The organism is Shewanella saliphila, assembly GCF_014648295.1.
Lineage (GTDB): Bacteria > Pseudomonadota > Gammaproteobacteria > Enterobacterales > Shewanellaceae > Shewanella > Shewanella saliphila.
This window is the reverse complement of the sequence record NZ_BMQV01000027.1, coordinates 33,648-58,030: the sequence shown is the minus strand read 5'-3', so window position 1 is coordinate 58,030 and position 24,383 is coordinate 33,648. Positions and strand designations below refer to the sequence as shown.

Here is a 24,383-nt window from a genome sequence, read left to right as displayed (position 1 = left end):
AAACGGAAAGCGATTAATCCTACCGAAAAAAAGAAAGCGGAAACCATTTCCAAGACAAGTGCTATATAAAGCACCACGCTACCCCCATAAGAAAAGAGCCGCTCACTGTTAAGCGAGCGGCATTAACACCTGGATTCCGGCTTAACAGCATTGCCGGAACGACGGAGTGTGAGCATTGCCTATATGACAGAGTAGTGGGCATTGCCGGAACGACGAGTCGTAGGCTCCAGGTGTTACTGTTGATTTAGCATTCTATTCTTTTGATAAGGTAAATTTACTCACTTGTTGAGACATATTGCTGGCATCGCTGAGTAGGTTGTCGTTTAGGCTGGCAAGCTGTTGTGAAATATCTTGGGTATTATGATAAATCTCAGTAATTTTCATCGCATTGCGGTTCACTTCTTCAGCGACTGCGGATTGTTCGTGGGTGGATGCGGCAATTTGTTCGTTCATGCTGTCAATCACGCTAACGTGATCTGCGATTAACTTAAGTTCGTTTCCGGCATGTTTGGACTCATCAACACTGACTTGTGCTTGTTGTTGCCCACGTTTCATTGCGCTAACGGCAGTTGCTGCACCGGCTTGTAAACGCTCTGTCATGTTTTTGATATCTTCAGTGGAGGTTTGTGAACGTTGGGCTAGCGTCCGTACCTCGTCTGCAACGACCGCAAAGCCGCGACCTTGCTCACCTGCCCTTGCCGCTTCAATTGCGGCATTAAGAGCTAACAAATTGGTTTGTTCTGCAATAGAGCTAATCACATCAAGAATGGTCACAATGCTTTGAACATCAACATCTAAACGCCCAATCGCGTCTGCAGCATCTGCTATCTCATTCGCCAAAATTTGTATAGCATCGCTGGTTTTATTGACATCATTTTCACCATTTTTAGCTTCTAAGTTGGCTTTAGCTGAGGCGTCGGATGCTTGCACTGCATTGGCGGCAATTTCATTAACAGTGGCGCTCATTTCTGTCATTGCTGAGGCAACTTGCTCAGCTTCTGATGAACCTTGTTGAACATCGCTTTGTAATGATCGTGTGTAACCATTCATTTGCTCAACAGCATCCACAAGATTAACGGCATTGCTGTGCACTTGACCGATAACCTCTTCAAACTCGGCCATCATTTGATTAAACGCCAGTGATATTTGGCCAAACTCATCTTCTGATTGATGAGGTAAACGGGTGGTTAAATCAAACTGGGTGCCTGCGTGAGTAATCTCTTTGTGCAGTACGCCTAAGCTGTGGTGTAAATATCGAGTCACCGCTAAACTCATAAAAATCACAAATGCTAACGCGATAATTAATACCGCGATACTGATATACATTTGCTCGGTTGCTTGCTCAAGTTTTTGTTGGCTAAGCTGAGTTAAGTCATCACCAAATTGTTTTTCTAGTTGGGTCAGCATGGTAATTCTTGCAGTCGATATTTTGAACCAATCTTCAGGGTTTTGTGCAAGCATTGCGGCACGGTTTTGCGTAAAAGCGACTTCACGTAATGCTTGTACATCGGCCATCGCTTTGCTGCGTTGGGCCTGTTTAAATACTTCAATGTTATTGCTATGGGCTGCCGCCATGAAGCGTTCGGCATAGGTCTGTTGCTCTGCCACTAGGGTGACAAACTTACGATATAAATTAGGGGCAAACTCACTATGACCAAAGGTGGTGCTTAACACTGCGCGCTCTATGCCTGCTCGTTCTTTCAATTGCAAATAAGCCGCAAATGATTTGAGTCTCATCGACAGCTCACTGTCTTTGCTTTGACTGGCTGCAGCATCGACCATAGACAATAGTAAGGTATTCATTTGAGTGTAATAGCTTACTTGCTCGGCCACTGTAATCGTTAAATTACTGACATTGCTGCGCATGGCGTTTAATTGGGTTAACGATGAAGCAACTTGATTGTATGTAGCTTGTAAATGTTGAGGAAAGTCATCTTGTTGAGCAAATTGTTTAAAACGAGCAATTTGAGAGTCGGTGAGCTTACGTTGACTGGGAAGTGCGTCTTTAAAGGATTGACCTTTTGAGCCAATAAATCCTGCACTCATACCGCGCTCTTTTTGTAATTCATGCACTAATGCGCTGTTTATAATGGCCACATTAGACAGATCTATCACCAGTTCAAGCTGTTGCTTACCGCGGTATTCATCACTGACAAATAACCCACCAAATACAATACTTAACAGTAATGGCGGTAGTACAAGTAAGGCAAGTTTGCGCGATATTTTAAGGTTGCTAATCCATTGCCAGTTCATATTGGAGCCTTATGTCAAATGATTTAATACTCAGTCATGTTTGCAATAACCATAAACGAATTAAAAAAATTTACATTAATTGACAATCTAAACTCAGACATTGCTCACAGCTAAATTAGCTTTTGTCGTTTTAAACTGTCGCGATTTATCTACAAAGAGGTATGTGTGTTTATTCAACTATTTAAGATGTAAATCAGTTTAGCCGCTAAGGCTTTAAACCGAGACAAAACTCACTGATAAGCTCTGGCCAATCATTAACATGCTCCATTGTGCTGGCAACACGCAAAGTCGAATTTGGAAGTGCTTTGTTTAATGCTTTTGCAGTTGAAACAGGGTGTGCTTCATCGCCTTGCCAAGCCAAAATCAAAGTGGGTACTTGTATAGTGGAAAGCTGTTGTTTAGTGGGTAAGTCGTTTAATGCTGCGGCAGTAAACAACTGATTTAAGGTGTGGCGTTTCATCGATTTTAAGCCATCTAGCATGCCTAACACGCTATGCTTGTGGGCATCGATTATCCAACTTGGGAGCATTTTGTCTAAATGTTTAGCGTTCATTTGCGCAAGACCTTTACCGCCTAATATCCGCGCTGCTTTGGCTATTTTATGGTAATAATCCACTTTTGCGGCCCTTGCTTGCCATGCAACAGGCGGCGTCATTAACACAAGCCCTTTTACGTTTTCGGGCTTTGCTAATGCAGCAAATAAACTGGTGGCGCAGCCCATTGATTGGCCGCCTAACATAAACGGCTTAGGCGCGTGATAATGCTGAGCAATATTGAGCATATCCTGGGCGAGACTTGACCAAAGATAATCATCAACGCTGTCAGCGGTGTCTGACAAACCATGCCCAACTGCATCATAACGAATAAGTTGTAACTTTTTAGGAAACCGATGCCATGCATACACACCAATGGCATCTTCACTTTGCATACAACCACATAAACCGTGCGCCCAAATTAGGCTTTGTCCTGAACCACTAATGGAACAATTAAACTGATTGATATTAAATGGCTCGGTCATGGCGTGAAGGTCTCCTAATAAATCGTGGATTATCCTTTGACGATTTCAACCAATCGCTTAATGAATAATCTGACTGCTTCAGCATTATCAAAACGGAATGCGAGGCCGTAGTGGGTTTCGTTTAAGCCTTTGTATTGCCTTGTCGGAAACCGTGTCATTTGTGCATTGTGGTAATAGTCGTATTTGGCGTGCACGCCGTCAATGGTGGCTAACTCACTTGAGAAAACTTCAAATGCAGGACGGATAATTAATAATGGCACTTTACCCTCTACATGCAAATACACGGGTTCTTTGAGCTCTGGCAACATGTATTCGGTAACATTCTTAATATTAAAATTAGTACGACATTTGAGTTCATTCAAGGTGGTTGAAGCTTGTTCGAGGGTAATGCTCATAAATTTGCCTGCCTGTTATCATTTTAATTGAGTATATTTCTAAATCTATAATATAAAAACAAAAAAGCCCCGAACATATGTTCAGGGCTTTTTTTATTAACTTGCTTGAAAGCGAATTAACTTAACCTTCAATACCTTTACTGGCAAGGAACTCATCGTAAGTACCTTTAAAGTCATTAATGCCTTGTGGCGTGACTTCAAGGATACGTGTCGCCAAAGACGATACAAATGCACGGTCATGCGATACGAACATTAACGTGCCTTCGTACATTTCTAGGGCGTTGTTTAATGATTCAATCGATTCCATGTCCATGTGGTTAGTCGGTTCATCAAGCAATAAGATGTTTGGCTTTTGCATGATAAGTTTACCGAAATACATACGACCTTTTTCACCGCCCGATAACACTTTAACCGACTTTTTAATGTCGTCTGAGCCAAACAACATACGGCCTAAAATGCCACGTACTGATTGGTCGTCATCGTTTTCTTTACGCCATTGACTCATCCACTCGAACAAGGTCATGTCGTTAGCAAAGTCTGCTTCGTGATCCTGTGCGTAGTAACCAATGTTGTTGTTTTCAGACCAGTGGATCGTACCTTCATCTTGTGGGATGTCATGCACTAGAGTACGTAAAAGAGTCGTTTTACCCACACCGTTTTGACCTAAAATCGCAATGCGCTCGCCGACTTCGACCATCAAGTCAAATTTGCTGAACAAAGGTGTGTCGTAACCTTTTGCTAGGTTTTCAACAACTAATGCGTTACGGAACAATTTCTTTTCTTGTTCGAAACGAATAAACGGGTTAACACGGCTCGATGCTTTAATATCATCAAGCTTAATTTTATCAATCTGTTTTGCACGCGATGTCGCTTGTTTTGCTTTAGATGCGTTAGCCGAGAAACGCGCTACGAAGGTTTGCAGCTCCGCAATTTGGGCTTTTTTCTTGGCGTTGTCGCTCATTAAACGTTCGCGCGACTGCTGTGCTGCCATCATGTATTCGTCGTAGTTACCTGGGAATACGCGCAGCTCACCGTAATCTAAGTCAGCCATGTGAGTACACACTGAGTTTAAGAAATAACGGTCATGCGAGATGATGATCATGGTGCTGTTACGTTGGTTCAACATATCTTGTAACCAACGGATGGTGTCGATGTCCAAGTTGTTGGTTGGTTCGTCTAGTAGCAATAAATCCGGGTCAGAAAACAGCGCTTGCGCTAGCAAGACTCGTAATTTAAAACCCGGGGCGATTTCGCTCATTAAACCAAAGTGCTGCTCAGTGCCAATGCCGACGCCTAATAGTAAGTCACCCGCGCGAGATTCAGCGGTGTAACCGTCCATTTCAGCAAATTCCATTTCAAGCTCGGCCACTTTAATGCCGTCTTCTTCGCTCATTTCAGGTAGTGAGTAGATGCGGTCACGCTCTTGCTTCACTTTCCATAATTCGCGGTGGCCCATGATCACAGTGTCTACGACTGAAAAGGCTTCGTATGCAAACTGGTCCTGGTTTAGTTTACCCATGCGCTCGTTAACGTCTAACGATACGTTACCGCTTGAAGGCTCTAAATCACCGGCAAGGATTTTCATAAAGGTGGATTTACCACAACCATTCGCGCCAATTAAACCGTAGCGATTACCGCCACCAAATTTGACAGAGATATTTTCAAACAGTGGCTTAGCGCCAAACTGCATTGTGATGTTAGCTGTTGTAATCAAAATGAAATTCCAAATCGTGTTGTGTGTTTAAACCGGTATCACATTATAGCTTAACGGTGCGAGTTGACATCTGTATGACTCAAGTCAGCTCTTAAAAAATGTTAAACAAATAATAGTGAGATTTAAACTGATATACGGCATCGCCGAAGGGGTAGATATAAAGCGCGACATTGTAAGGATTTTTGGTCTATTTATCAACCTAAACCCAATCATAATGCTTTGCCGTTGATGCAATGAAAAACCGCAACAGCAAAGCATTTGCAATTTAACGACTTTGTTAATTTAAATAACCCACAATGTAATCTAAGCCGCCTGTAATGGCAGCCACTTGCGCATCGTTACATTGTTGCGTCGTAACATGTGGGCTGTCTGGATACACTTCTGTGGTGGTATTGAAATGATTTACGGTGATCCCTGCGCACAGGCTGAGCTTTTTAACCGGGTAATTAATCACCCCAAATTGTTCAATCGGTACTTCAATTAATTGACCGTCATCATCTGGTGCAATATGAGTCACTTTGGCCACCGAATCGATAATGGCTTTTTGAAACTCAGGGGTTGGATTATCACTGTCGCCAACCAAATAAAATCCGTCAGGAATAACGCCTTTATCGTATTCAACGCCATCACGGGCAGACAGTAGCGGTCTAAACTCTAGCTCGTCTGTGTCGGTGGTTTCATGCAAATCGATGTGGGCATACACCTCACCTAATGTGGCGACAAACGCCATTAAGGCCGCAGACTCTTCTGCTGGGCTATTGGCATAAAATGAGCGGTTTGGGTCTATCGCTTTTGGGTTCCAACGATTAATGGTTTCATAACCCCACGGGCTGACACAGGGCGCCACGGCAATGTTAAAATACTGGCTGTAGTGTTTGGCTTTAGTGGCTAAAAATTGAATTGCGCCATGGACACCACTGGTTTCGTAGCCGTGTACGCCACCGGTCACTAAAATGGTCTTTTTGTTGCTGTCCCAGTTAGGCGTTTTAAAGCCAAATAACGGATACTTGTCAGTGTCATAAGATAATGCGCCGTATTGCACTTGCTCAAATTGGTTTGCCAGCGGGGTTAATTTACTCACCACTTCTTCTTGATATGAGCGCTTAATCGTCACTTGGGCAAGCCATTGGGCTTTTTCAGCGTCGGTCCATTTTTGTCCCGGTGTGCCAATTGGGTATACAGTCGAATCTGTCATGAAACCTCTTTTATCGTTAATTCTCGTTAAAGTTTATGTTTTGTTTTGGCGAAAATAACCAGGGCAATGCCAAACAAAATAATACTGGTACAAATAATAAGATGAACACTGATTTGCTCGCCAACAAAGATAACGCCGCCAACGGCTGCTATCACAGGCACAGACAGTTGTAATACTGCGGCATGATTAGCACTTAACCCTCTCAGTGCTTGATACCATAACGCATAGCCCACACCCGAGGCCAGCGCGCCAGACAGTATAGCCAGTCCAACCCCTTGAGCACTTAATTGAAATGCTAGCCCTGCCGGTTTTGATTGCATTGGGTCGACGGGCATTAACATCGATAATAACCAAACGCTGGCAAGCATTAACAACACTAAGGGTAAAGTGCGAATAAAGTTGTATCCTGTGGCAAACAATGGATTTGCCGTGCCTTTGCCCATCAAGGTATAACCGCCCCAGGCGCAACCACTGATGGCCATCAGCACTAAGCCGCTAATTGATAATGTTTCACTGCCAAGGCTGAGACTTGGCCACACTAAATAGCCAAAGCCTGCAAACGCCACTAGCGCGCCAACTATCTCAAGCACATTCAGTCTGTGACCTTGTAAATAACTGATAAACATCATGCTAATTTGCACCGCGGCAAATAATACTAATGCTCCGGTCGCGGTGTCTAGCAGTACATACGCGTACGAAAACCCAATGGCATAAACAAACAACAGGCCTGCGGCTAAAAAACTGCCATGGGCTTGTGTTGGCAATGTATGTTTTGTTGCTCGGTTTTCTGTTGCGAGATCTTGTGTTGATCGCTTTTTTGCCGATGTTAGCAGCATCAATAAGACCAACATCAATGCACCAGATGTTAATCTGATGGCGGTGAAACTGCTTGGGTCAATCAGTGGCACAGCCTGCTCATTTGACAACGCAAGGCGGCAAAATACTGAGTTAGCCGCAAACGCGATTAAAGCGATTAAGGTATAAAATGTGAGTGCGGTGCGAGATAGCGGCGTGGCAGAAGCCATAAGTTAACCTTGCTGAATGCGTTATTTAGATGACTTTCTAAAACTGAACTTATTGGCAAACCAGCTAATCACCGCCACTTGTTGTACGTGGCTTAAACCAAAATACACACAAATCCACGGAGAAATAAGTAAGAACCACGGCAATGCTGCAGTTGATCGCCCGGAAAAAAACAAATACAAAAAGCCGCCGTATATAATGACAACGCCGAAAGTGCCCACGATAAGCATGATTTTTTTTAATATAAGTTCTAATTTTGCCACGTGATCAATCCCTAAAAATAAAAAAGTCACGCCGAGCGAATACACATTGTATTGCTCGGCGTGACTGCATCATAACAAACTGACTAAGCTAAATACCACCGCTCTATAAGCGAATACCGCCGTCAATTTCAAATACGCGGCCGTTTACATAATCATTTTCGATAATAAAACGAACCGTTGAAGCGATTTCTTCTGGCTGACCTAAACGACCTGCTGGGACCATTTTTTCTAAACGCTCGAGCGCCTCTGGTTTCATAGCTGCGGTCATTTCAGTGGCGATAACACCCGGAGCCACTGCGGCGCTACGGATATTGTAACGGGCGAGTTCTTTAGCCCAACCTACCGACATTGCAGCGACACCCGCTTTAGACGCCGAATAGTTTGATTGGCCCATATTGCCGCATTTAGCAATACTAGAGATATTAATGATCACCCCAGCTTGCTTGGTTTCAATCATCGCAGCGGCGGCTTCACGGCCACATAAAAAACTGCCCGTTAAGTTAACATTAATGACCGATTGAAATTGCTGATAAGACATACGCTCAGTGACTTTGCCCTCTTTGGCTTTAATCATTAAACCATCACGTAGAATACCGGCGTTGTTAATCAGCACATTCACCTGGCCAAAGTCTTCAATGATGTATTGAAAACCCGCAACCACGTCTTCTTCATCAGTAATGTCTAGGGCATAACCTTGCACTTCAGTTGTTGCGCCTAAATCTGCACAAGCTTGCTCTAGCTTGGTTTGGTCAACATCGATAAGCGCCAATCTAGCACCCTGGGCAGCTAAATCGTGAGCCATTGCCAGACCTAAACCGCCTGCTCCGCCAGTAATGACGACAACCTTATCTTTTAATTCCATCAACTGAATCCTTTATTTTTTCTTTGCAAACTGTTCAAAAATACTCGAGAAATCGCGGCTACCATTGCCTTGACGCGCATGATTAACATACAAACTACGTGCAAGTGAGCCCATCGGTGTACTCGAGTTAGAGGCTAATGCCGCCTGTTGCGACAAGCCTAAATCTTTTACCATGAGGTCGACCATAAAGCCGCCTTGATACCCTTTAGACGACGGCACATTTTCCATCACATCTGGACATGGATTGTACTTTTCGAGTGTCCAGTTACCGCCGCTGCTGACTTTCATGATATCAGACAACACTTTAGGATCTAAGCCATTATCTAATCCTAATTGGATTGATTCACTGGTACCAACCATCAATACTGATAACAGCATGTTATTACAAATCTTGGCAACTTGCCCTGCACCCACTGCACCCGCATGAAAAATATTACCGCCCATGACGGTTAACACGGTTTGTGCTTGCGTGTAAGCAGCCTCTGAGCCACCACAAATAAAGGTTAAGGTGCCCGCTGCAGCGCCTGCGGTGCCGCCCGATACTGGTGCGTCCATAAACTCAATCCCCATGTCGGCAGCTTTTGCACCCACAATACGGGCACTGTCGGCATCAATGGTTGAGCAATCAATTAATAAGGTGTGCTTTGACACCACCTCAAGTAAACCTTTGTTATTGGCATCGCCTAAATATAAACCCAGAACATGTTTGCTTGCAGGCAACATGGTAATCACAAAGTCTGCTGATGCTGCTGCGCCGCAAGCAGTTTTGGCGCAAAGCGCTCCTTGTGAGGTGAGTGCTTCAACGGCCACTGGGTTTAAGTCAAACACTGTGACTGTCATGCCGGCTTTGATTAAATTGGCCGCCATTGGGCCACCCATGTTACCTAAACCAATAAATGCTACTGTTGCCATGTTATCAATCCTTGTTAAATAAAATCTGCTAATGGGTGGTGACTAACGTCCCAGGGAGAGGTAATCAATTGCTCAATGGTGCTTTGTTCTACTGCTTCAACATCGCTAAATAGCCATTTAGGTTGGCGATCTTTATCAATCAATAACGCCCGAACCCCTTCGCAAAAATCACCCATTGAGCAACAATTCACGCTGACGCCAAGCTCCCACTGGAAACATTGTGCCAAACTAAGTTCAGTACCTAATTGGGCTTGAGCAAAAATTAAATGCCAGCTAATTGGGCTTCCCGCTAATGCAGTTTTTTGTGCTCGTTGCAGCCACTCAAGATCAGTATTAAGAGTGGATAATTGATGATGCACATCCAGAATATCCCCTGACATCAATAAATCGATTTGAGTTTGAAATTGTGCGAGGTGGCTTATGGGGAGTTGAGCTAAATGAGGCGCCGACATTTGCGCTAATAAATCGGTTAACAGCTGATGATTGAGCTCAGCGTCCTGGCTCCAGTTAAGCTCCGCCATTGCATCGAACAATGACTCTTGTTGATCACTGGTTAAATAATGATTGCCCAGTTCAACATATAGCGCATCGCTCGCGTTCATGTTGTAGGCGGTTAAGCCTAAAAACAACCCTGTTTTGCCTGGCATGCGATTTAAAAAATAGCTGCCGCCGACATCAGGGTATAAACCAATGGTGACTTCTGGCATGGCAATTCGGCTACGCTCAGTGACAATGCGATGGCTACAACCGGCCATTAAGCCTAAGCCGCCACCCATCACAATGCCATCACCCCACACAAGTAGCGGTTTACCAAACTGATGCAGTAAGTAATCGAGTTGATATTCTTGGGTGAAAAAGCCGCAGGCTTCGTCGTTAATGGTATTGGGGCTGGCAATGGATGCATGGTAAATCGCCCGCACATCACCACCGGCACAAAATGCCTTATCACCCGCACCTTGAAGCACCACACACGCAATATTGTTGTCGGCTTTCCAGCGAGTGAGCTGTGTTTGCATTGCGGCCACCATATCGAGGGTTAACGCATTGAGCGCTTTTTCAATATTAAGGGTCACGATGCCAATTGATTGGCCTGAAAGCGTACCAAGAGTTTGAAATATTACCTCTTGAGTCATTAGCGATTCCTCCAGTTGGCTGGGCGTTTTTGTAAAAAGGCGTTAACACCTTCAGCTTGATCTTCGGTATCAAATAACCCCACAAACAATTCACGCTCAAGCGGTAATGCTTGGCTGCGCGGCATGGTTCGCCCGGCATTAATTAAGGTTTTGCATACACTCACACTACTCGGAGACTGTTTAGCCACTTTGGCTGCTAAGGCAACTGCAGCATCAAGAGCCTGGCCTTTTTCGACAACCTCTTCAACTAGGCCAATTCTTTCTGCTTTGGCGGCATCGATACGATCGCCACATAAAATCATGCGCTTAGCCCAGCCTTCCCCCACTAATGCTGTTAAATTTTGAGTGCCACCCGCGCAAGGCAGTAATCCTACGGTGGCTTCTGGCAGCGCCATTTGTGCTTGTGCTTCGGCAATGCGTAAGTCACAGGCTAAGGCGACTTCTAAGCCGCCGCCCATGGTGTAACCGTTAATGGCGGCAATCGACACGCCACGAAACGCGCTTAGGGCTTCAAAGGCTTCACCAAAATGCTTTGCCATGGAAGCGGCAGTGCCTTTATCACCATCGGCAAATAGATTTAAATCGGCGCCGGCAGAGAAAAACTTTTCGCCTTGTCCGGTGATCACTAACGCATAAATATCGTTGTTTTGATTTAACTTGATAACGGTTTGCTTCAGCAATTGTAAGCTGTCTGCGGTCCAGGTATTCGCTGGCGGATTATTAAGCGTTAAAATAGCCGTGTGACCAATAATATGTTCAATTATGGCGGTATTTGCTGTCATCATTTACTGTCCTTGAGTTAACCCGCTTGCAGGTTGCGCTGTCAACATAGTCGTTAAGATTATCTGTGAACTATCCATTACAAAATTGGATGGGCGTTTTCATCTAACAAGCGGCGGGCAATAATCAGCCGCATAATTTCGTTAGTGCCTTCTAAAATCTGATGCACTCGTACATCGCGGAAATGACGCTCAAGCGGATACTCGCGGATATAACCATAACCACCATGGATTTGCAGCGCGCTGTCACACACCTGGAAACCCACATCGGTCGCAAAGCGTTTGGCCATAGCGCAATAGGCGCTGGCTTCTGGGTCTTGAGTATCAAGTTTGAATGCCGCTAAACGCACCATTTGACGGGCAGCTACTAACTCTGTTGCCATGTCGGCTAATTTAAATTGCAGTGCTTGGAACGCCGCTAATGGTTTACCAAATTGCTTACGCTCATTCATGTATTGTGTTGCACGTGTTAATGCCGCTTGTGCAGTGCCAATTGAACACGTGGCAATGTTAATGCGCCCACCGTCGAGGCCTTTCATGGCAAAAGTAAAACCCTGGCCTTCATCGCCAAGTAAGTTTGCTGCAGGCACACGCACGTTTTCAAAACTAATCAGTCTGGTCGGCTGGGCATTCCAGCCCATTTTATCTTCGGCTTTACCATAAGTAATGCCGGCAGCGCCAGCCGGTACCGCAATGGCAGAAATGCCTTTTGGACCCGCCTCTCCTGTGCGGCACATCACCACTAATAATTCGGTTTCACCGGCACCAGAGATAAACATTTTTGAGCCTGTAATTAAGTAGTCATCACCGTCACGCACAGCTTTAGTTTGCAATGAGGCGGCATCACTACCAGCACCGGGCTCAGTTAAGCAGTAAGAAGCTAATAATTGCCCTGTGGTTAAGCCTTCTGACCACTGTTTACGTAAGGTTTCGGTGCCCCAAGTGGTTACCATCCAGGTGGCCATATTGTGAATGGTTAACATGGCAGTGGTAGCAGTGCAGCCATGGGCTAGCTCTTCAAAAATAATTGAGGCATCTAAACGAGATAAGCCCATGCCACCTTCTGACTCAGGCGAATACAATGAACAAAAACCCAGTTCACCGGCTTTTTGGATTACATCTTTGGGAAAGTGATGTTCTTCGTCCCATTTAGCGGCAAATGGGGTTAATTCTTCTGCGGCAAATTGACGTGCTAAATCAGCAAATTGGCGCTGATCTTCGTTTAAATTAAAATCCATGTCGGACTCCTGTTTATTGTCTGATTATGACTCTTGGGTCATTTAGTCACTTGCTCACTGCAACTTAAGTTGCTTGGCCATTGTGTACAAAAAAAGCAATGGTGTAAGTCAAGATTGTCTTGTTGTATTTAGCATAAATTGTCGCGATATATCGATGATGTATCGCGACAAATGGGGACTCACCACAGCATACTTATTTTAAGTTAATGCTCATGTTAGGACCGCTAACAGCTTCTGAGTCAAACCAACGAGTGGTGATGGTTTTGGTTTCGGTGCAAAAACGCACAGCTTGCTTGCCATAGGCGTGTTGGTCGCCATAGAAACTGCCTTTCCAGCCGGTAAATGAGAAGAAAGGTAGTGGCACAGGAATAGGCACGTTAATGCCCACTTGACCCACTTCAATTTCATGCTGGTACTTACGCGCTGCGCCGCCTGATGCGGTAAAGATTGAGGTGCCGTTACCGTATGGGCTGTTGTTCACAAGCTCAATGGCATCGTCTAATGTTTCTGCTTCCATACAGCACAATACTGGGCCAAAAATCTCTTCTTTGTAGATACTCATGTCGGTGGTGACATGGGTAAACATGGTTGGACCCACCCAGTTACCTGATTCATAACCGGCAACAGTGAAATCACTACCGTCGAGTAAGCATTCTGCGCCTTCCGCTTTTCCTTGGGCGATCAGTTTTAACACGCGCTCTTTGGCTGCAGGGCTGATGACAGGCCCATATGCCGCATCTTTGTCATCCCATAAACCTGGGCGCACTTTGGCAAGCGCTTCTTTTAACTCAGGGATCCACTCTTTGGCTTTACCGACAAATACTGCCACTGAAATGGCCATACAACGTTGACCCGCAGCGCCAACTGAAGCGCCGACCATGTTGTTGATCACTTGCTGCTTGTTAGCATCTGGCATGATCACGCAGTGGTTTTTAGCACCCGCAAAGGCTTGCACACGTTTTAGATTGTCGGTACCTGTCTTGTAGATGTATTGGCCTACACCGACTGAACCGACAAACGAAATCGCTTTAATCGCGGGGTCAGTTAACAACATGTCTACTGCCGTTTTGTCGCCATGAATAAGCTGTAACACACCTTTTGGCGCGCCGGCTTCAACAAACAATTCAACTAAACGTTGTGGTGTCATTGGGTCTTGTTCAGAAGGTTTTAAAATAAAGGTGTTACCGCAGGCAATCGATAGCGGGAACATCCATAAAGGGATCATCGCCGGGAAGTTAAACGGGGTAATACCGGCGCAAACGCCAAGTGGTTGCGTGTAGCTATAGGTGTCAATATTACGCGCGACGTTTTCAACAGTTTCGCCCATCATTAACGACGCAACGTTACAGGCATGTTCGGCCACTTCAATACCGCGCCATACATCACCTTTTGCATCTTCAAAGGTTTTACCGGTTTCTTGCGCCAAAATGGTCGCTAACTCGTCGTGATGTTCTTTTAATAAATGTTGGTAACGCAACATGACGCGCGCACGCTCTGACACTGGCACTTCTTTCCAGCTTTTGAATGCTTCTTTAGCGCTGTCGATCGCCAGCTCGACTTCTGCGGTCGTGGCACAGTTAATCTTAGCAATAACGCTATTGTTAGCTGGGTTAGTCACATCAATATTGCGCTCGCCGTTGCCATGAGTGAATTCGCCATCAATGTAATGCTTAACTTGTGTGATCATGTTGCTTTCCTCGATCCTTGAACATCGTGAGTGAGCTTGGCTCACTGGTATTGAGTGACTGTGCAGATGATGCGATTATTTTGGTTGTCAGTCTCACATGTTATGTGGCTGCATTTGCCTCTATCTGCACAGTGGTCTTGTTGAACTTAATCTTGTCTAACTTGCTTAAACCTCAATCGCCATAGCCGTGGCTTCGCCGCCGCCAATACAAAGCGAGGCAACACCACGCTTAAGCCCTTGAGCTTTTAATGCATAAATCAAGGTGACTAACAAACGTGCGCCCGAACAACCAATAGGATGACCAAGAGCACATGCACCGCCATTGATGTTAACTTTACTGGCATCTAACCCAAGCTCAGATACCGCTAACATGGTCACCATGGCAAACGCTTCGTTAATTTCATACAGATCAACGTCATATTTGCTCCACTGCACTTTATCGAACAGCTTTTGCATTGCGCCGACGGGAGCGGTTGTGAACAATGACGGCTCTTGCGAATGAGTGGTGTGGCCTTTAATGGTCGCCATAACGGTTAAGCCTAATTCATTAGCTTTGTCGCGAGTCATTAACATTAATGCTGCGGCGCCGTCTGAAATTGAGCTTGAATTTGCTGCCGTAATGGTGCCGTCTTTAGTAAAGGCTGGACGCAGAGTTGGAATTTTTTCAGGGCGGGCATTACCCGGTTGCTCATCGGTGTCGACAGTAACATCACCACGACGGGTGCTAATGGTCACAGGCACCACTTCATCTTTAAAGGCACCAGAGTTAATCGCGGCATTGGCTTTGTCGAGTGAACTTAATGCAAAGGCATCCATTTGTTCACGCGTGAGACCAAAGTCATCTGCGGTTTTTTGGGCAAATGTGCCCATCGCACCGCCGGTATAGGCATCTTCAAGACCGTCTAAAAACATATGGTCCATGACTTTGCCGTGCCCCATGCGCATACCACCACGAGCTTTGTCGAGTAAATATGGTGCTTGGCTCATGCTTTCCATGCCACCTGCTATCACCACATTACTGCTGCCCGCTTTAATTAAATCATGGGCTAACATGACGGTTTTCATCCCAGAGCCACACACTTTATTGACCGTGGTTGCGCCAACACTTAATGGTAAATCTGCACCCAATGTTGCCTGGCGAGCTGGCGCCTGGCCAAGACCTGCAGGTAATACACAGCCCATTAGCACTTCATCAATGCTGTCGCCGCTTACGCCGGTTTGCGCTAAAAGGCCTTTAATCGCGGTAGCGGCTAACACGGGAGATGCTACCTCAGCCAATGCCCCCTGAAAGCCACCCATAGGGGTACGCTTGGCGGCAACAATAACGATATCTTGACCTGTTTGCTCTGTACTCATAACCACTCCATTTTTTGCGCATATAAAATCAAACCAATATCACACCACTTTGACGTTGACGCTAACGTAAAGCAAGTAAAAAATGATCTATTTTGTGATGTTCATCTCATTAGCTTGTCATTGAGGATTTACACTTGAGATTTAAATGAGAATATTTATAGGTAAGATTATGTTTTAATAGCAATAAAAACATCAGGGTTTAAATGGCGAAATGAACTTGAGCACACATTACACTTTAGTCTACAAGGCATAAAAAAGCCGCGATACCTTAGGGTATTGCGGCTTTTGGCTTATGAGTGGCTGATTATGATTTTTTGTTTTCCCATGGCGTTTTCGCGCTCATGTCATTTAAATCATACGGCGTTAACTGGTAAACATAATAGTTAAGCCAATTGCTCACCAATAAGCTGCCGTGACTGTGCCAGCGGGCAATAACGTCTTGGCTTGGGTCGTCGTTACGATAATAATTTTGCGGAATGTCTGGGTTTAACCCTTGGCCAACATCGCGAGTATATTCATCATTTAGGGTGGCTTTTTGATATTCAGGATGGCCCATTACAAACAAATTGCGATTATCTCGACTGAGGACAATATAGGCGCCGGCTTGGTCAGAGTCAGCCAATACTTCTACCTCCGGATGTTGACGTAACTCTTCAACATTCATTTCGGCAAACCGTGAGTGCGGCGCATAAAACTCATCGTCAAAACCACGCAGTAGCGGATGTGGATCGCTAGTGCGACTGTGATTAAATACGCCTGAACGTTTGTTTTGCAGCAACTGACGCTTTAAGCCATATAAATGATACAAGCCAGCATGGGCTGCCCAACATAAAAACAGTACCGAGGTGACATGATTTTGTGACCAGTCAATAATTTCGCGAATGTGATCCCAGTAAACCACATCTTTAAAATCGATTTGTCCAAGCGGCGCACCTGTGATGATAAGGCCGTCATAATTGTTATTACGCACATCTTCAAAATCACGGTAAAAGGTATTCATGTGGTCAATCGAGGTGTGTTTCGACTCTTTGTCGTGAATGCGTAATAAATCGACGTCGACTTGCAATGGCGTGTTACCGAGTAAACGCAATAATTGTGTCTCAGTTTCGATTTTATTAGGCATTAAATTCAAGATCAGCACCCGCATAGGACGAATGTCCTGATTGGCTGCACGGGTTTCAGACATCACGAAAATATTTTCAGACTCTAAAATACCTGCAGCAGGGAGATTATCTGGAATTCGAACCGGCATACGACTCACCTTTTTGATTAATTAAACACAGACAGCTTGTTTATTGTGCGATAAATTAGCAACGCCCTATAAACCAATATGTTTAGCCGATCACAGTTTCAACATTCTGTAAAAAGACGACTTTATTGAGCTTACCTTAAATAAACACTACCAATAAATAACGCTAAACATTGATATCACGCGATATAAACCAATACTCACACAAGCAATCATTGATGTCATCAATCATACACAAGGATGTCTAGAAGTCTACACGTCTTAAGTTGAATTTTTTTCTCTCTTGTTATCAAACGGCGTTATTCCTATTATGAGCCATTGATAATTATGAGGTTAACTATGTCAGTCGCAACAGCAATGATCATTGGTGCGGGTTCGCAGCTCAGCCAGGCCCTTGCGAAACAATTGTCGGCACAGCAAGTGTCATTAGTGCTTTTTGTACATGATCCCGAGTCTCTCAAGCAATTTGCTGAAAGCCTTCCAGGCGAAGTAGCCGTGTATCCACTGAGTATTGACCAACCACAAGCGGTGATAGCTCAGCTTAATGAAGCCTGGACCACCCATAACGGCGCCCATTTGGTGATCGTGAATACTGGTGTTAATGATTACGACCCAGCCTTGCCATGGAGCATAGATCAGCACGCCATCGATGTGAATGTGATGGGATTTGCAGCGGCTAGCCAATGTATTTTCAAATTGATGTGCGAGCAAGGTTATGGTCAATTAGCGGCGATAAACTCGATTGCTGGTCAACGCGGCGGCCCAAATGTGGCTTACCATGCCTCTAAAGCCTTTGCCGAAAATTATTTACAGGGGTTAAGTATGCATGCGCAGCGCTTAAAACTACCTGTCACCATAAGTGATATTCAATTAGGGTTATTTGATAAAGCGGTGCACTTAAATACTCAGATGTTATTGTCGCCCATTGATAAAGTGGCCGGGCAAATATTAACAGCACTTAAAAAAGGTAAACGCCGAGTGTATGTCACCAAACGCTGGCGAATTGTGGCGTGGATAAACCGCATACTGCCCGAATATATTTATAATACTCGCCATTGGAAACCGAAAAAGAAACGCGGTTAACTTGACGCTTGGTTAATCTCACATAACAAAACAGGAACCCAAAAGATTCCTGTTTTGTTACAATGAAAAGCTGATGCTAATCAACTACAATTAGAAAGTATAACCCACGCTTACCATATAAACCCATGGGTCGATGTCGGTTTCAACAACGACATGGTCAGCGCCCATATCAAAACTCACGTCGGTAGAAATTTGTGCATACCATACCGAGGCATTCACGAGCCATTTTTTATCAATTTGGTAATCAAGCCCTACCTGCGCCGCTACGCCCCAGGAGTTAGACATAGACAAGTTATCTAAACCTAAACCTTTAGCATCTTGGGTAAATTCATTGTCGAAAAAGTTAGTAAAGTTAACCCCTACCCCAACATACGGACGAAGTGCAGACTGCGAATCACCAAAGTAGTATTGAGCAACCAATGTTGGCGGTAAATGTTTAGTCTCAGCAATTTTACCAAGTTCGCCCAGTGACACATCGTGGCTAAAGGGTGTGGCAGCTAAAAGCTCTATGCCAATGTTATCTGTCAGCATATAGCCAAAGTTAAGACCTAATTGAGTATCACTATCAACACTGAACTCAGCAACGCCGGCCACCACAGGGCTTGATTCATTAGGTGATACCGTTGCTGTACCTGCACGCACAATAATGTCGCCCGCTTGGTGCGCAGCAGCACCAAAAGATAAGCCAGCAGATAGTAATGATGCAGCAACTAAACCTAGGGTAATTTTCTTATTCATTTTCAGACTCCATGACAACAATAAATAGACGCAATTCATTAACATTATTAACAATTGCCGCCAACCTACCCAAGTTAATCATTAACAACATTGATTTAGATCAAACAAACACCTCTACCTATATTTGAGTACCCAATTAGATAGCTTAAGCTTGATTTAGATCACAAAGTAACCACCAAAAGAGACTAAAGGTGTATTTTATAGTTAGGTTATTGTGGTGTAGCGCAAGTTAAAATGTAAGCCTATTACGTCCAGTCACAGGCATAGATAAAGGCTTTCTTCTGTGGATTATTGTGTGACTGATTGAGGTAATAACGGTGATAATTGGCGTATAAATTTTGTTCAATTAATGACGTGGAATTGATGTTTTCGTGCAGTGTAATAGTCGAATACAATTTGAGGGCTAAAAGTGTTGCACCTAACATCGGTTAGGTGCCATTTTAACGTTTATAAAGTCATGACGCCTCAATTAACTGGCATCGTGTTGCAGTTCTGGCGCGGCATCGGCAAAAGGCGCTAATTGGTTACACGCTTGGTCAATGCGTACAATATTAGGAAAATCATCAAGCGGTACATTAAAGCGTTTTGCGTTATACACTTGTGGCACTAAACAAATGTCGGCAAGTGTTGGCGTATCACCGAAACAATAACGCCCAGAATACTGGCTTAATTGTGCCTCTAATGCCGTAAACCCAACAATAATCCAATGATGATACCAACGCATTTTATCATCGTCTGACACGCCCATGTCGTTCACTAAATATTGCAGTACCCGTAAATTGTCCAGTGGGTGGATTTCACACGCAATCGCTTGTGCCATACTGCGCACTATGGCGCGATGCTCTATATTGCTCGGCAATAATGCGATCTGCGGGTGCTTTTCTTCAAGGTATTCAATAATCGCCAATGATTGCGATAAGCTCAGTTCAACATCAATGCCATTATAAACAAGAGTGGGCACTAAATGTTGTGGGTTTAATCGATCATAAGCCTGCGAATGCTGCTCACCGCCATTTTTCACCAAATGAACTGAAATCTGCTCTGCCGACAACTGCTTTAAATTTAACGTAATGCGCACGCGATAGGCTGCGCTTGAGCGCCAATAACCATAGAGTTTCATGTGTCCTCCTCTTTATTGTTTTTATCGTTTTTTGCTTTTGATTTGTTGAGCCACCAATAATAAAAAAGGCAATAACGATGATGCGCTATTGCCTTCTAAAAAATATCGTTATCGATTTTTAAGCTTTATATTCAACGACTTTTTGGTCGATAGAACCAAAAATACTCACGCCGCTTTCGTCAAACATTTCAATGCGTACTGTGTCGCCAAAATGCATAAACGGGGTTGAGGCTTTGCCGTCGGCAATTATTTCTAACATGCGCTTTTCAGCTAAACAGCTTGAACCTGCGCTACGATCGTAGTTTGAAATAGTGCCTGAACCAATAATAGCGCCTGCAGCAAGTGGGCGTGTTTTAGCCACATGCGACACTAACTGGCTAAAGTTGAATGTCATGTCGACGCCGGCATTTGGGCGGCCAAATAATTCACTGTTTAAATGAGTCACTAAGGGTAAATGCACTTTGCTGTCTTGCCATTTATCACCGAGTTCGTCTGGTGTAATCGCTACCGGTGAAAACGCGCTTGATGGTTTAGATTGAAAAAAGCCAAACCCTTTAGCCAGTTCACCTGGGATTAAGTTACGCAGTGATACATCATTAACCAACATCAGTAGCTTGATGTGCTTAGCAGCATTGTCTGTCGATACGCCCATGGCAACATCATCAGTGACAATGGCAATTTCTGATTCAAAATCAATACCGTATTCTTCACTGGCCATTTCAATGTCGGCTTTAGGTGCAATAAAGCTGTCTGAACCACCTTGATACACTAGCGGGTCGGTCCAAAATGATTCTGGCATTTCAGCGCCGCGAGCCTTACGAACTAGCTCTACGTGGTTAACATACGCGCTACCGTCAGCCCACTGATAGGCTCGCGGTAATGGCGATAAACAACGTGACTCATCAAAGGCGACGGCGTTATCCATTTGGCCATCATTGAGTGCGTCATATAATTCGCTTAATTGTGGATACAATAAATCCCAGGCATCGAGTAACTGCTGCATTGTTTTAGCAATGGCTGGCACTGCGACCGTTTTGGTCAAATCTTTACTGACTAACATCAATTGGCCGTCGCGACGTCCGTTGTGATAACTTGCAAGTTTCATTGGTGCTCCTAAATTCTGGGTGGCATTCGCGCTTAGTCTCTATAGCATGAATGGCTTAGCTCATTCATTGTGACCATACAAGGTCGTTAAATCCTATAGCGCGGGGCAAATCACGCTTTACCCATGCAAACGGTGATTTGTACATTATTATTTACAAACGATAAAAAACCTTGCCAATGCTGGTTTGCAGCACTGAAATAGCCAAAATGCCAGCACTTTAGCTGGCATTAAATCGTTACGTTATTTTTTCTTGCTAATATTGTAGTCACGCAGTTTATTGGCAATGGCGGTATGCGACACTCCAAGCTTTTTCGCCAACTGACGAGTACTTGGGTAAGCGGGATATAACCGTCGCAATAACCCCGCCTCATAGTCTTTCATGGCTTCATCTAGTGTGCCTTCAAACTCTTCGTCAAAATAACCAAAACCTTCAGCATATGACGGCAGTTTAAGCTGCTCAACGGTCAACTCTGTTGAGCCATCCCACATGGATACGGCTCTAAAAATGGCATTTTTAAGCTGACGAACATTGCCAGGCCAAGCATACGTAAACAGATAGTCACGGCAACTGGCTGAAATACGTCGCAGCGGACTTGATAGCTGCTGACTATAGTGCTCTAAAAACATCTCTGTAAGCGGGATAACATCCACACGCCGCTCACGCAAAGACGGCATGTGATAACTCAATACATGGATGCGGTAGTATAAATCTTCTCTAAACTCACCGGTTTGGCACAACTCTGCGAGGTTTTTCTGGGTCGAGCAGATAATGCGTACATCGGCTCGCACTTCTTCATCACCACCAATACGTCTAAACGTGCCGTCTTGCAATAAACGTAACAACTTCACCTGGGCAGCTTTGGACATTTCAGCAATTTCATCTAAAAATACCGTGCCGCCTTTTCCTTCCTCAAATAAGCCACGCTTAACCACAGTGCCATTGCTAACAAAACCAAACAGTTCTTCTTCGGCGACGCTGTCAGGCAATGCCGCGCAGTTTATGGCAATAAAGGGGTGCTCACGGCGCATACTGGCATCGTGACTCGCACGGGCCATTAACTCTTTACCCGTACCGGTTTCGCCGGTGATCAATAACGGCGCGTCGAGCTGAGCCATACGTTTGGCTTGCTTTAACACGTCTTTCATTTTATCGCTCATCGCCAAAACGTTATCAAAACCTGTGGTTTGATTTTGCAGCGCATTAAATTGCTTGCCGACTCTGGCAGGTGATTTAAGTGACACCACTGCACCAGCTAAAATAGTGGTGTCGTTATCGTCAGGTAAATAAATCGGCAGCATTTCGGCTAAATATTCATTGGAATTAATCTGCACACGGGTAGCTTGAGCCAATACTGGGGTTTCACTCATCCAGCGAGCAAAATTAAAGCCTTGCACCCAATGATTTAATGATTCTTCGACCACCTCATGCTCTGCCATGTCCAACGTCAGCAGAGCAGATTCATTGGCAATACGAATACGGCCTTTAGTGTCGATTGAAAACACCGAATCAGGCAAGGTTTTCAATAATGTTTTTAAGGCGTAGTGTTCTTGCTCTGATGGCATAAAAGACACGGTACGCACGTCGTGCACGCTTTCGACTTTTCGAATTTGCGGCATGAGTTCTCGTAAGGTTTCGAAACTGATTTCTGCAAATTGCAAAAATAGGAAACCTTTATTACTGGCATCAATGGCAATTAAGTTAATGCCATGTTTTTCAAGCACGACGAGGATGTCTTTCGCTAAACCCACGCGATCGATACAACTGACTTCCAAACGCATATGTAACGATTCCCTAGTTATTAATGTTTGTTGCGGAAATTTGTCACAACGTTAGAGGGATATTGCTTCGGTGGCAAGCGAAGTTTACAGTAGAATTGTAACAGACAAATTATCCAGCATGTTACGTTAACGTAACATGCTGAAATAAATGTCAATATCGTTAGTCTAATAACTGGTCTGTCTTGGCAGCCATAATGAAGTCATTCTTGTGTAAACCTTTAATCGAGTGCGACCACCAGGTTACGGTGACCTTACCCCATTCGGTTAAAATACCTGGATGATGAAACTCAGCTTCGGCTAAGTCGGCCAGTTTATTGGTAAAAGCCATCGCCAACTTAAAGTTTTTAAATTTATAAACGCGCTCTAATTGCATAATGCCGTCGCGTACCTCAACTCCCCAATCTGGGATCATGCCAATAAGCTCGGCTAATTCTGCCTCGGTGACTTTTGGGGCGTCTGCCTGGCAAGCTTCACACTTCATCTCGGTTAATGCGTTCATTGGTACTCCTTGGCTTAATGTAATGCTGTCGTGACTGTAGGCTCAAACATTGTTGCTTTGCTCAACTGTCATCATGGGTTAACTGGCTTGATTTTTGGGTGAAAACTTAGGCTCAAACATGCCTAATTGCTGCGCTTTTTTCACCATACTCATAATGTCCATTCGTGCAATTTCATCTAAGTAGTCAATATTTTCAATCACGTAATAAATGGGTTGCATAATATCAATGCGATACGGGGTGCGTAGTACATCGAGTAAATCAAACGGTCTGCGCTCTGGTTTATCGCTAAGCGCATACATGGTTTCACCAGGCGAACTTAAAATACCGCCGCCATAAATTTGTAAGGGCTCATCTTTAGCCTGTACTAAACCAAACTCAATGGTAAACCAATACAAACGCGCTAAAAATACCCGCTGCTCTTTGGTTGCTGCGAGGCCTAACTGACCATACATATGCGAAAAGCGCGCAAATGATGGGTTGGTCAATAATGGGCAATGGCCAAATATTTCATGAAAAATATCAGGTTCTTGCAAATAATCGAACTCTTCTTTAGTGCGAATAAATGTCGCCACAGGAAACGCTTTATTGGCGAGCAATTCAAAAAAACGTCCAAATGAGATTAATGCTGGCACCGCTGCGGTTTTCCAGCCCGTAGCCTCTAATAACACCTTGTCTATTTCAGGCAGTTGCGGAATGCGGTCAACCGACATGGCTAATGCATCTAAACCTTGCAAATACGCAGGGCAAGCACGCCCGGGCATATTGGTCACCTGGCGTTGATATAACTGCTGCCATAATTGATTCTCATGTTCTGAGTAATCAATATAACCTTGGGCATCAGCTTGATGGGCAATATACTTTGTTGCTGTCGTCATAGGTTCCACTTTACGTAAACTTCACTCTCTACATAGTGTGCTAACCTTGTGCTTTTGTTAACTCCTTCACAGTTTATTGTCAGCCAATAATGCAGTACTAAATGTA

The 24,383-nt window shown here is 44.4% G+C and carries 22 protein-coding genes; 1 reads left to right on the top strand and 21 read right to left on the bottom strand.

Annotated elements, in window-relative coordinates:
- Nucleotides 1-252: 252 nt before the first annotated feature.
- From IEY48_RS13170 to metA, 15 genes are all read right to left on the bottom strand, one after another.
- Complete coding sequence (locus IEY48_RS13170) at nt 253-2,253, bottom strand: methyl-accepting chemotaxis protein (RefSeq protein ID WP_188921031.1); 2,001 nt, start codon at nt 2,251-2,253, stop codon at nt 253-255.
- Between the two features lie 205 nt (nt 2,254-2,458).
- On the bottom strand, nt 2,459-3,271 hold the full coding sequence (locus tag IEY48_RS13165; protein WP_188921029.1) for an alpha/beta fold hydrolase: 813 nt from the start codon (nt 3,269-3,271) through the stop codon (nt 2,459-2,461).
- A gap of 29 nt (nt 3,272-3,300) precedes the next feature.
- Nucleotides 3,301-3,666 carry a hypothetical protein gene (locus tag IEY48_RS13160; protein ID WP_188921027.1) on the bottom strand — a complete coding sequence of 122 codons (366 nt, stop codon included), beginning with the start codon at nt 3,664-3,666 and terminating at the stop codon, nt 3,301-3,303.
- Between the two features lie 121 nt (nt 3,667-3,787).
- Entirely contained in the window at nt 3,788-5,380 is a 1,593-nt protein-coding gene (locus IEY48_RS13155) for an ABC-F family ATPase (RefSeq protein ID WP_188921025.1), read from the bottom strand.
- Between the two features lie 277 nt (nt 5,381-5,657).
- Nucleotides 5,658-6,575 (bottom strand): M14 family metallopeptidase, encoded by a 918-nt coding sequence (locus tag IEY48_RS13150; RefSeq protein WP_188921023.1) that lies wholly within the window; start codon nt 6,573-6,575, stop codon nt 5,658-5,660.
- A 26-nt stretch (nt 6,576-6,601) separates the two neighbouring features.
- Nucleotides 6,602-7,600, bottom strand: coding sequence for a DMT family transporter (locus IEY48_RS13145; protein ID WP_188921022.1), 999 nt, complete (start codon nt 7,598-7,600; stop codon nt 6,602-6,604).
- 21 nt (nt 7,601-7,621) lie between these two features.
- Nucleotides 7,622-7,828, bottom strand: coding sequence for a hypothetical protein (locus IEY48_RS13140; protein ID WP_188921039.1), 207 nt, complete (start codon nt 7,826-7,828; stop codon nt 7,622-7,624).
- Nucleotides 7,829-7,964: 136 nt separating this feature from the next.
- Nucleotides 7,965-8,723 (bottom strand): SDR family oxidoreductase, encoded by a 759-nt coding sequence (locus IEY48_RS13135; RefSeq protein WP_188921020.1) that lies wholly within the window; start codon nt 8,721-8,723, stop codon nt 7,965-7,967.
- Nucleotides 8,724-8,735: 12 nt separating this feature from the next.
- On the bottom strand, nt 8,736-9,635 hold the full coding sequence (gene mmsB / locus IEY48_RS13130; RefSeq protein WP_188921017.1) for a 3-hydroxyisobutyrate dehydrogenase: 900 nt from the start codon (nt 9,633-9,635) through the stop codon (nt 8,736-8,738).
- Between the two features lie 14 nt (nt 9,636-9,649).
- The gene (locus IEY48_RS13125) at nt 9,650-10,768 is read right to left on the bottom strand and encodes an enoyl-CoA hydratase/isomerase family protein (RefSeq protein WP_188921015.1); all 1,119 of its coding nucleotides are present in this window, start codon (nt 10,766-10,768) and stop codon (nt 9,650-9,652) included.
- The gene (locus IEY48_RS13120; protein WP_188921037.1) at nt 10,768-11,550 is read right to left on the bottom strand and encodes an enoyl-CoA hydratase; all 783 of its coding nucleotides are present in this window, start codon (nt 11,548-11,550) and stop codon (nt 10,768-10,770) included. The genes IEY48_RS13125 and IEY48_RS13120 overlap by 1 nt, the downstream gene beginning before the upstream one ends.
- 77 nt (nt 11,551-11,627) lie before the next feature.
- Nucleotides 11,628-12,785 carry an acyl-CoA dehydrogenase family protein gene (locus IEY48_RS13115; protein ID WP_188921013.1) on the bottom strand — a complete coding sequence of 386 codons (1,158 nt, stop codon included), beginning with the start codon at nt 12,783-12,785 and terminating at the stop codon, nt 11,628-11,630.
- Nucleotides 12,786-12,978: 193 nt separating this feature from the next.
- On the bottom strand, nt 12,979-14,472 hold the full coding sequence (locus IEY48_RS13110) for a CoA-acylating methylmalonate-semialdehyde dehydrogenase (RefSeq protein WP_188921011.1): 1,494 nt from the start codon (nt 14,470-14,472) through the stop codon (nt 12,979-12,981).
- A 165-nt stretch (nt 14,473-14,637) separates the two neighbouring features.
- Entirely contained in the window at nt 14,638-15,828 is a 1,191-nt protein-coding gene (locus IEY48_RS13105; RefSeq protein WP_188921009.1) for a thiolase family protein, read from the bottom strand.
- 304 nt (nt 15,829-16,132) lie between these two features.
- On the bottom strand, nt 16,133-17,080 hold the full coding sequence (gene metA, locus IEY48_RS13100; protein ID WP_188921007.1) for a homoserine O-acetyltransferase MetA: 948 nt from the start codon (nt 17,078-17,080) through the stop codon (nt 16,133-16,135).
- A 336-nt stretch (nt 17,081-17,416) separates the two neighbouring features.
- On the opposite strand from metA, the gene IEY48_RS13095 reads away from it, so the two are divergent.
- A complete protein-coding gene (locus tag IEY48_RS13095; protein ID WP_188921005.1) occupies nt 17,417-18,160 on the top strand; it encodes an SDR family NAD(P)-dependent oxidoreductase in 744 nt (247 codons plus the stop codon).
- 90 nt (nt 18,161-18,250) lie between these two features.
- Here the strand turns inward: IEY48_RS13095 and ompW are convergent, their stop codons facing one another.
- The 6 genes from ompW to phhA form a co-directional block, all read right to left on the bottom strand.
- Nucleotides 18,251-18,898 (bottom strand): outer membrane protein OmpW, encoded by a 648-nt coding sequence (ompW, locus tag IEY48_RS13090; RefSeq protein WP_188921003.1) that lies wholly within the window; start codon nt 18,896-18,898, stop codon nt 18,251-18,253.
- A gap of 469 nt (nt 18,899-19,367) precedes the next feature.
- Entirely contained in the window at nt 19,368-20,018 is a 651-nt protein-coding gene (gene maiA, locus IEY48_RS13085) for a maleylacetoacetate isomerase (protein WP_188921001.1), read from the bottom strand.
- Nucleotides 20,019-20,136: 118 nt separating this feature from the next.
- A complete protein-coding gene (locus tag IEY48_RS13080; RefSeq protein WP_188920999.1) occupies nt 20,137-21,123 on the bottom strand; it encodes a fumarylacetoacetate hydrolase family protein in 987 nt (328 codons plus the stop codon).
- Nucleotides 21,124-21,363: 240 nt separating this feature from the next.
- A complete protein-coding gene (gene tyrR, locus IEY48_RS13075) occupies nt 21,364-22,902 on the bottom strand; it encodes a transcriptional regulator TyrR (protein ID WP_188920997.1) in 1,539 nt (512 codons plus the stop codon).
- Between the two features lie 160 nt (nt 22,903-23,062).
- Nucleotides 23,063-23,401: a 4a-hydroxytetrahydrobiopterin dehydratase gene (locus IEY48_RS13070; RefSeq protein WP_188920995.1), complete on the bottom strand. Its 339-nt coding sequence runs from the start codon at nt 23,399-23,401 to the stop codon at nt 23,063-23,065.
- Between the two features lie 78 nt (nt 23,402-23,479).
- Entirely contained in the window at nt 23,480-24,277 is a 798-nt protein-coding gene (phhA, locus tag IEY48_RS13065) for a phenylalanine 4-monooxygenase (protein ID WP_188920993.1), read from the bottom strand.
- Nucleotides 24,278-24,383 lie beyond the last annotated feature (106 nt).

Excerpts from the sequence above, each read along its gene's own strand:
- IEY48_RS13170 (WP_188921031.1), bottom strand. The coding sequence starts at position 2,253 with ATGAACTGGCAATGGATTAGCAACCTTAAAATATCGCGCAAACTTGCC.
- IEY48_RS13165 (WP_188921029.1), bottom strand. The coding sequence starts at position 3,271 with ATGACCGAGCCATTTAATATCAATCAGTTTAATTGTTCCATTAGTGGT.
- IEY48_RS13160 (WP_188921027.1), bottom strand. The coding sequence starts at position 3,666 with ATGAGCATTACCCTCGAACAAGCTTCAACCACCTTGAATGAACTCAAA.
- IEY48_RS13150 (WP_188921023.1), bottom strand. The coding sequence starts at position 6,575 with ATGACAGATTCGACTGTATACCCAATTGGCACACCGGGACAAAAATGG.
- IEY48_RS13145 (WP_188921022.1), bottom strand. The coding sequence starts at position 7,600 with ATGGCTTCTGCCACGCCGCTATCTCGCACCGCACTCACATTTTATACC.
- IEY48_RS13140 (WP_188921039.1), bottom strand. The coding sequence starts at position 7,828 with ATGCTTATCGTGGGCACTTTCGGCGTTGTCATTATATACGGCGGCTTT.
- IEY48_RS13135 (WP_188921020.1), bottom strand. The coding sequence starts at position 8,723 with ATGGAATTAAAAGATAAGGTTGTCGTCATTACTGGCGGAGCAGGCGGT.
- mmsB (WP_188921017.1), bottom strand. The coding sequence starts at position 9,635 with ATGGCAACAGTAGCATTTATTGGTTTAGGTAACATGGGTGGCCCAATG.
- IEY48_RS13125 (WP_188921015.1), bottom strand. The coding sequence starts at position 10,768 with ATGACTCAAGAGGTAATATTTCAAACTCTTGGTACGCTTTCAGGCCAA.
- IEY48_RS13120 (WP_188921037.1), bottom strand. The coding sequence starts at position 11,550 with ATGACAGCAAATACCGCCATAATTGAACATATTATTGGTCACACGGCT.
- IEY48_RS13115 (WP_188921013.1), bottom strand. The coding sequence starts at position 12,785 with ATGGATTTTAATTTAAACGAAGATCAGCGCCAATTTGCTGATTTAGCA.
- IEY48_RS13110 (WP_188921011.1), bottom strand. The coding sequence starts at position 14,472 with ATGATCACACAAGTTAAGCATTACATTGATGGCGAATTCACTCATGGC.
- IEY48_RS13105 (WP_188921009.1), bottom strand. The coding sequence starts at position 15,828 with ATGAGTACAGAGCAAACAGGTCAAGATATCGTTATTGTTGCCGCCAAG.
- metA (WP_188921007.1), bottom strand. The coding sequence starts at position 17,080 with ATGCCGGTTCGAATTCCAGATAATCTCCCTGCTGCAGGTATTTTAGAG.
- IEY48_RS13095 (WP_188921005.1), top strand. The coding sequence starts at position 17,417 with ATGTCAGTCGCAACAGCAATGATCATTGGTGCGGGTTCGCAGCTCAGC.
- ompW (WP_188921003.1), bottom strand. The coding sequence starts at position 18,898 with ATGAATAAGAAAATTACCCTAGGTTTAGTTGCTGCATCATTACTATCT.
- maiA (WP_188921001.1), bottom strand. The coding sequence starts at position 20,018 with ATGAAACTCTATGGTTATTGGCGCTCAAGCGCAGCCTATCGCGTGCGC.
- IEY48_RS13080 (WP_188920999.1), bottom strand. The coding sequence starts at position 21,123 with ATGAAACTTGCAAGTTATCACAACGGACGTCGCGACGGCCAATTGATG.
- tyrR (WP_188920997.1), bottom strand. The coding sequence starts at position 22,902 with ATGCGTTTGGAAGTCAGTTGTATCGATCGCGTGGGTTTAGCGAAAGAC.
- IEY48_RS13070 (WP_188920995.1), bottom strand. The coding sequence starts at position 23,401 with ATGAACGCATTAACCGAGATGAAGTGTGAAGCTTGCCAGGCAGACGCC.
- phhA (WP_188920993.1), bottom strand. The coding sequence starts at position 24,277 with ATGACGACAGCAACAAAGTATATTGCCCATCAAGCTGATGCCCAAGGT.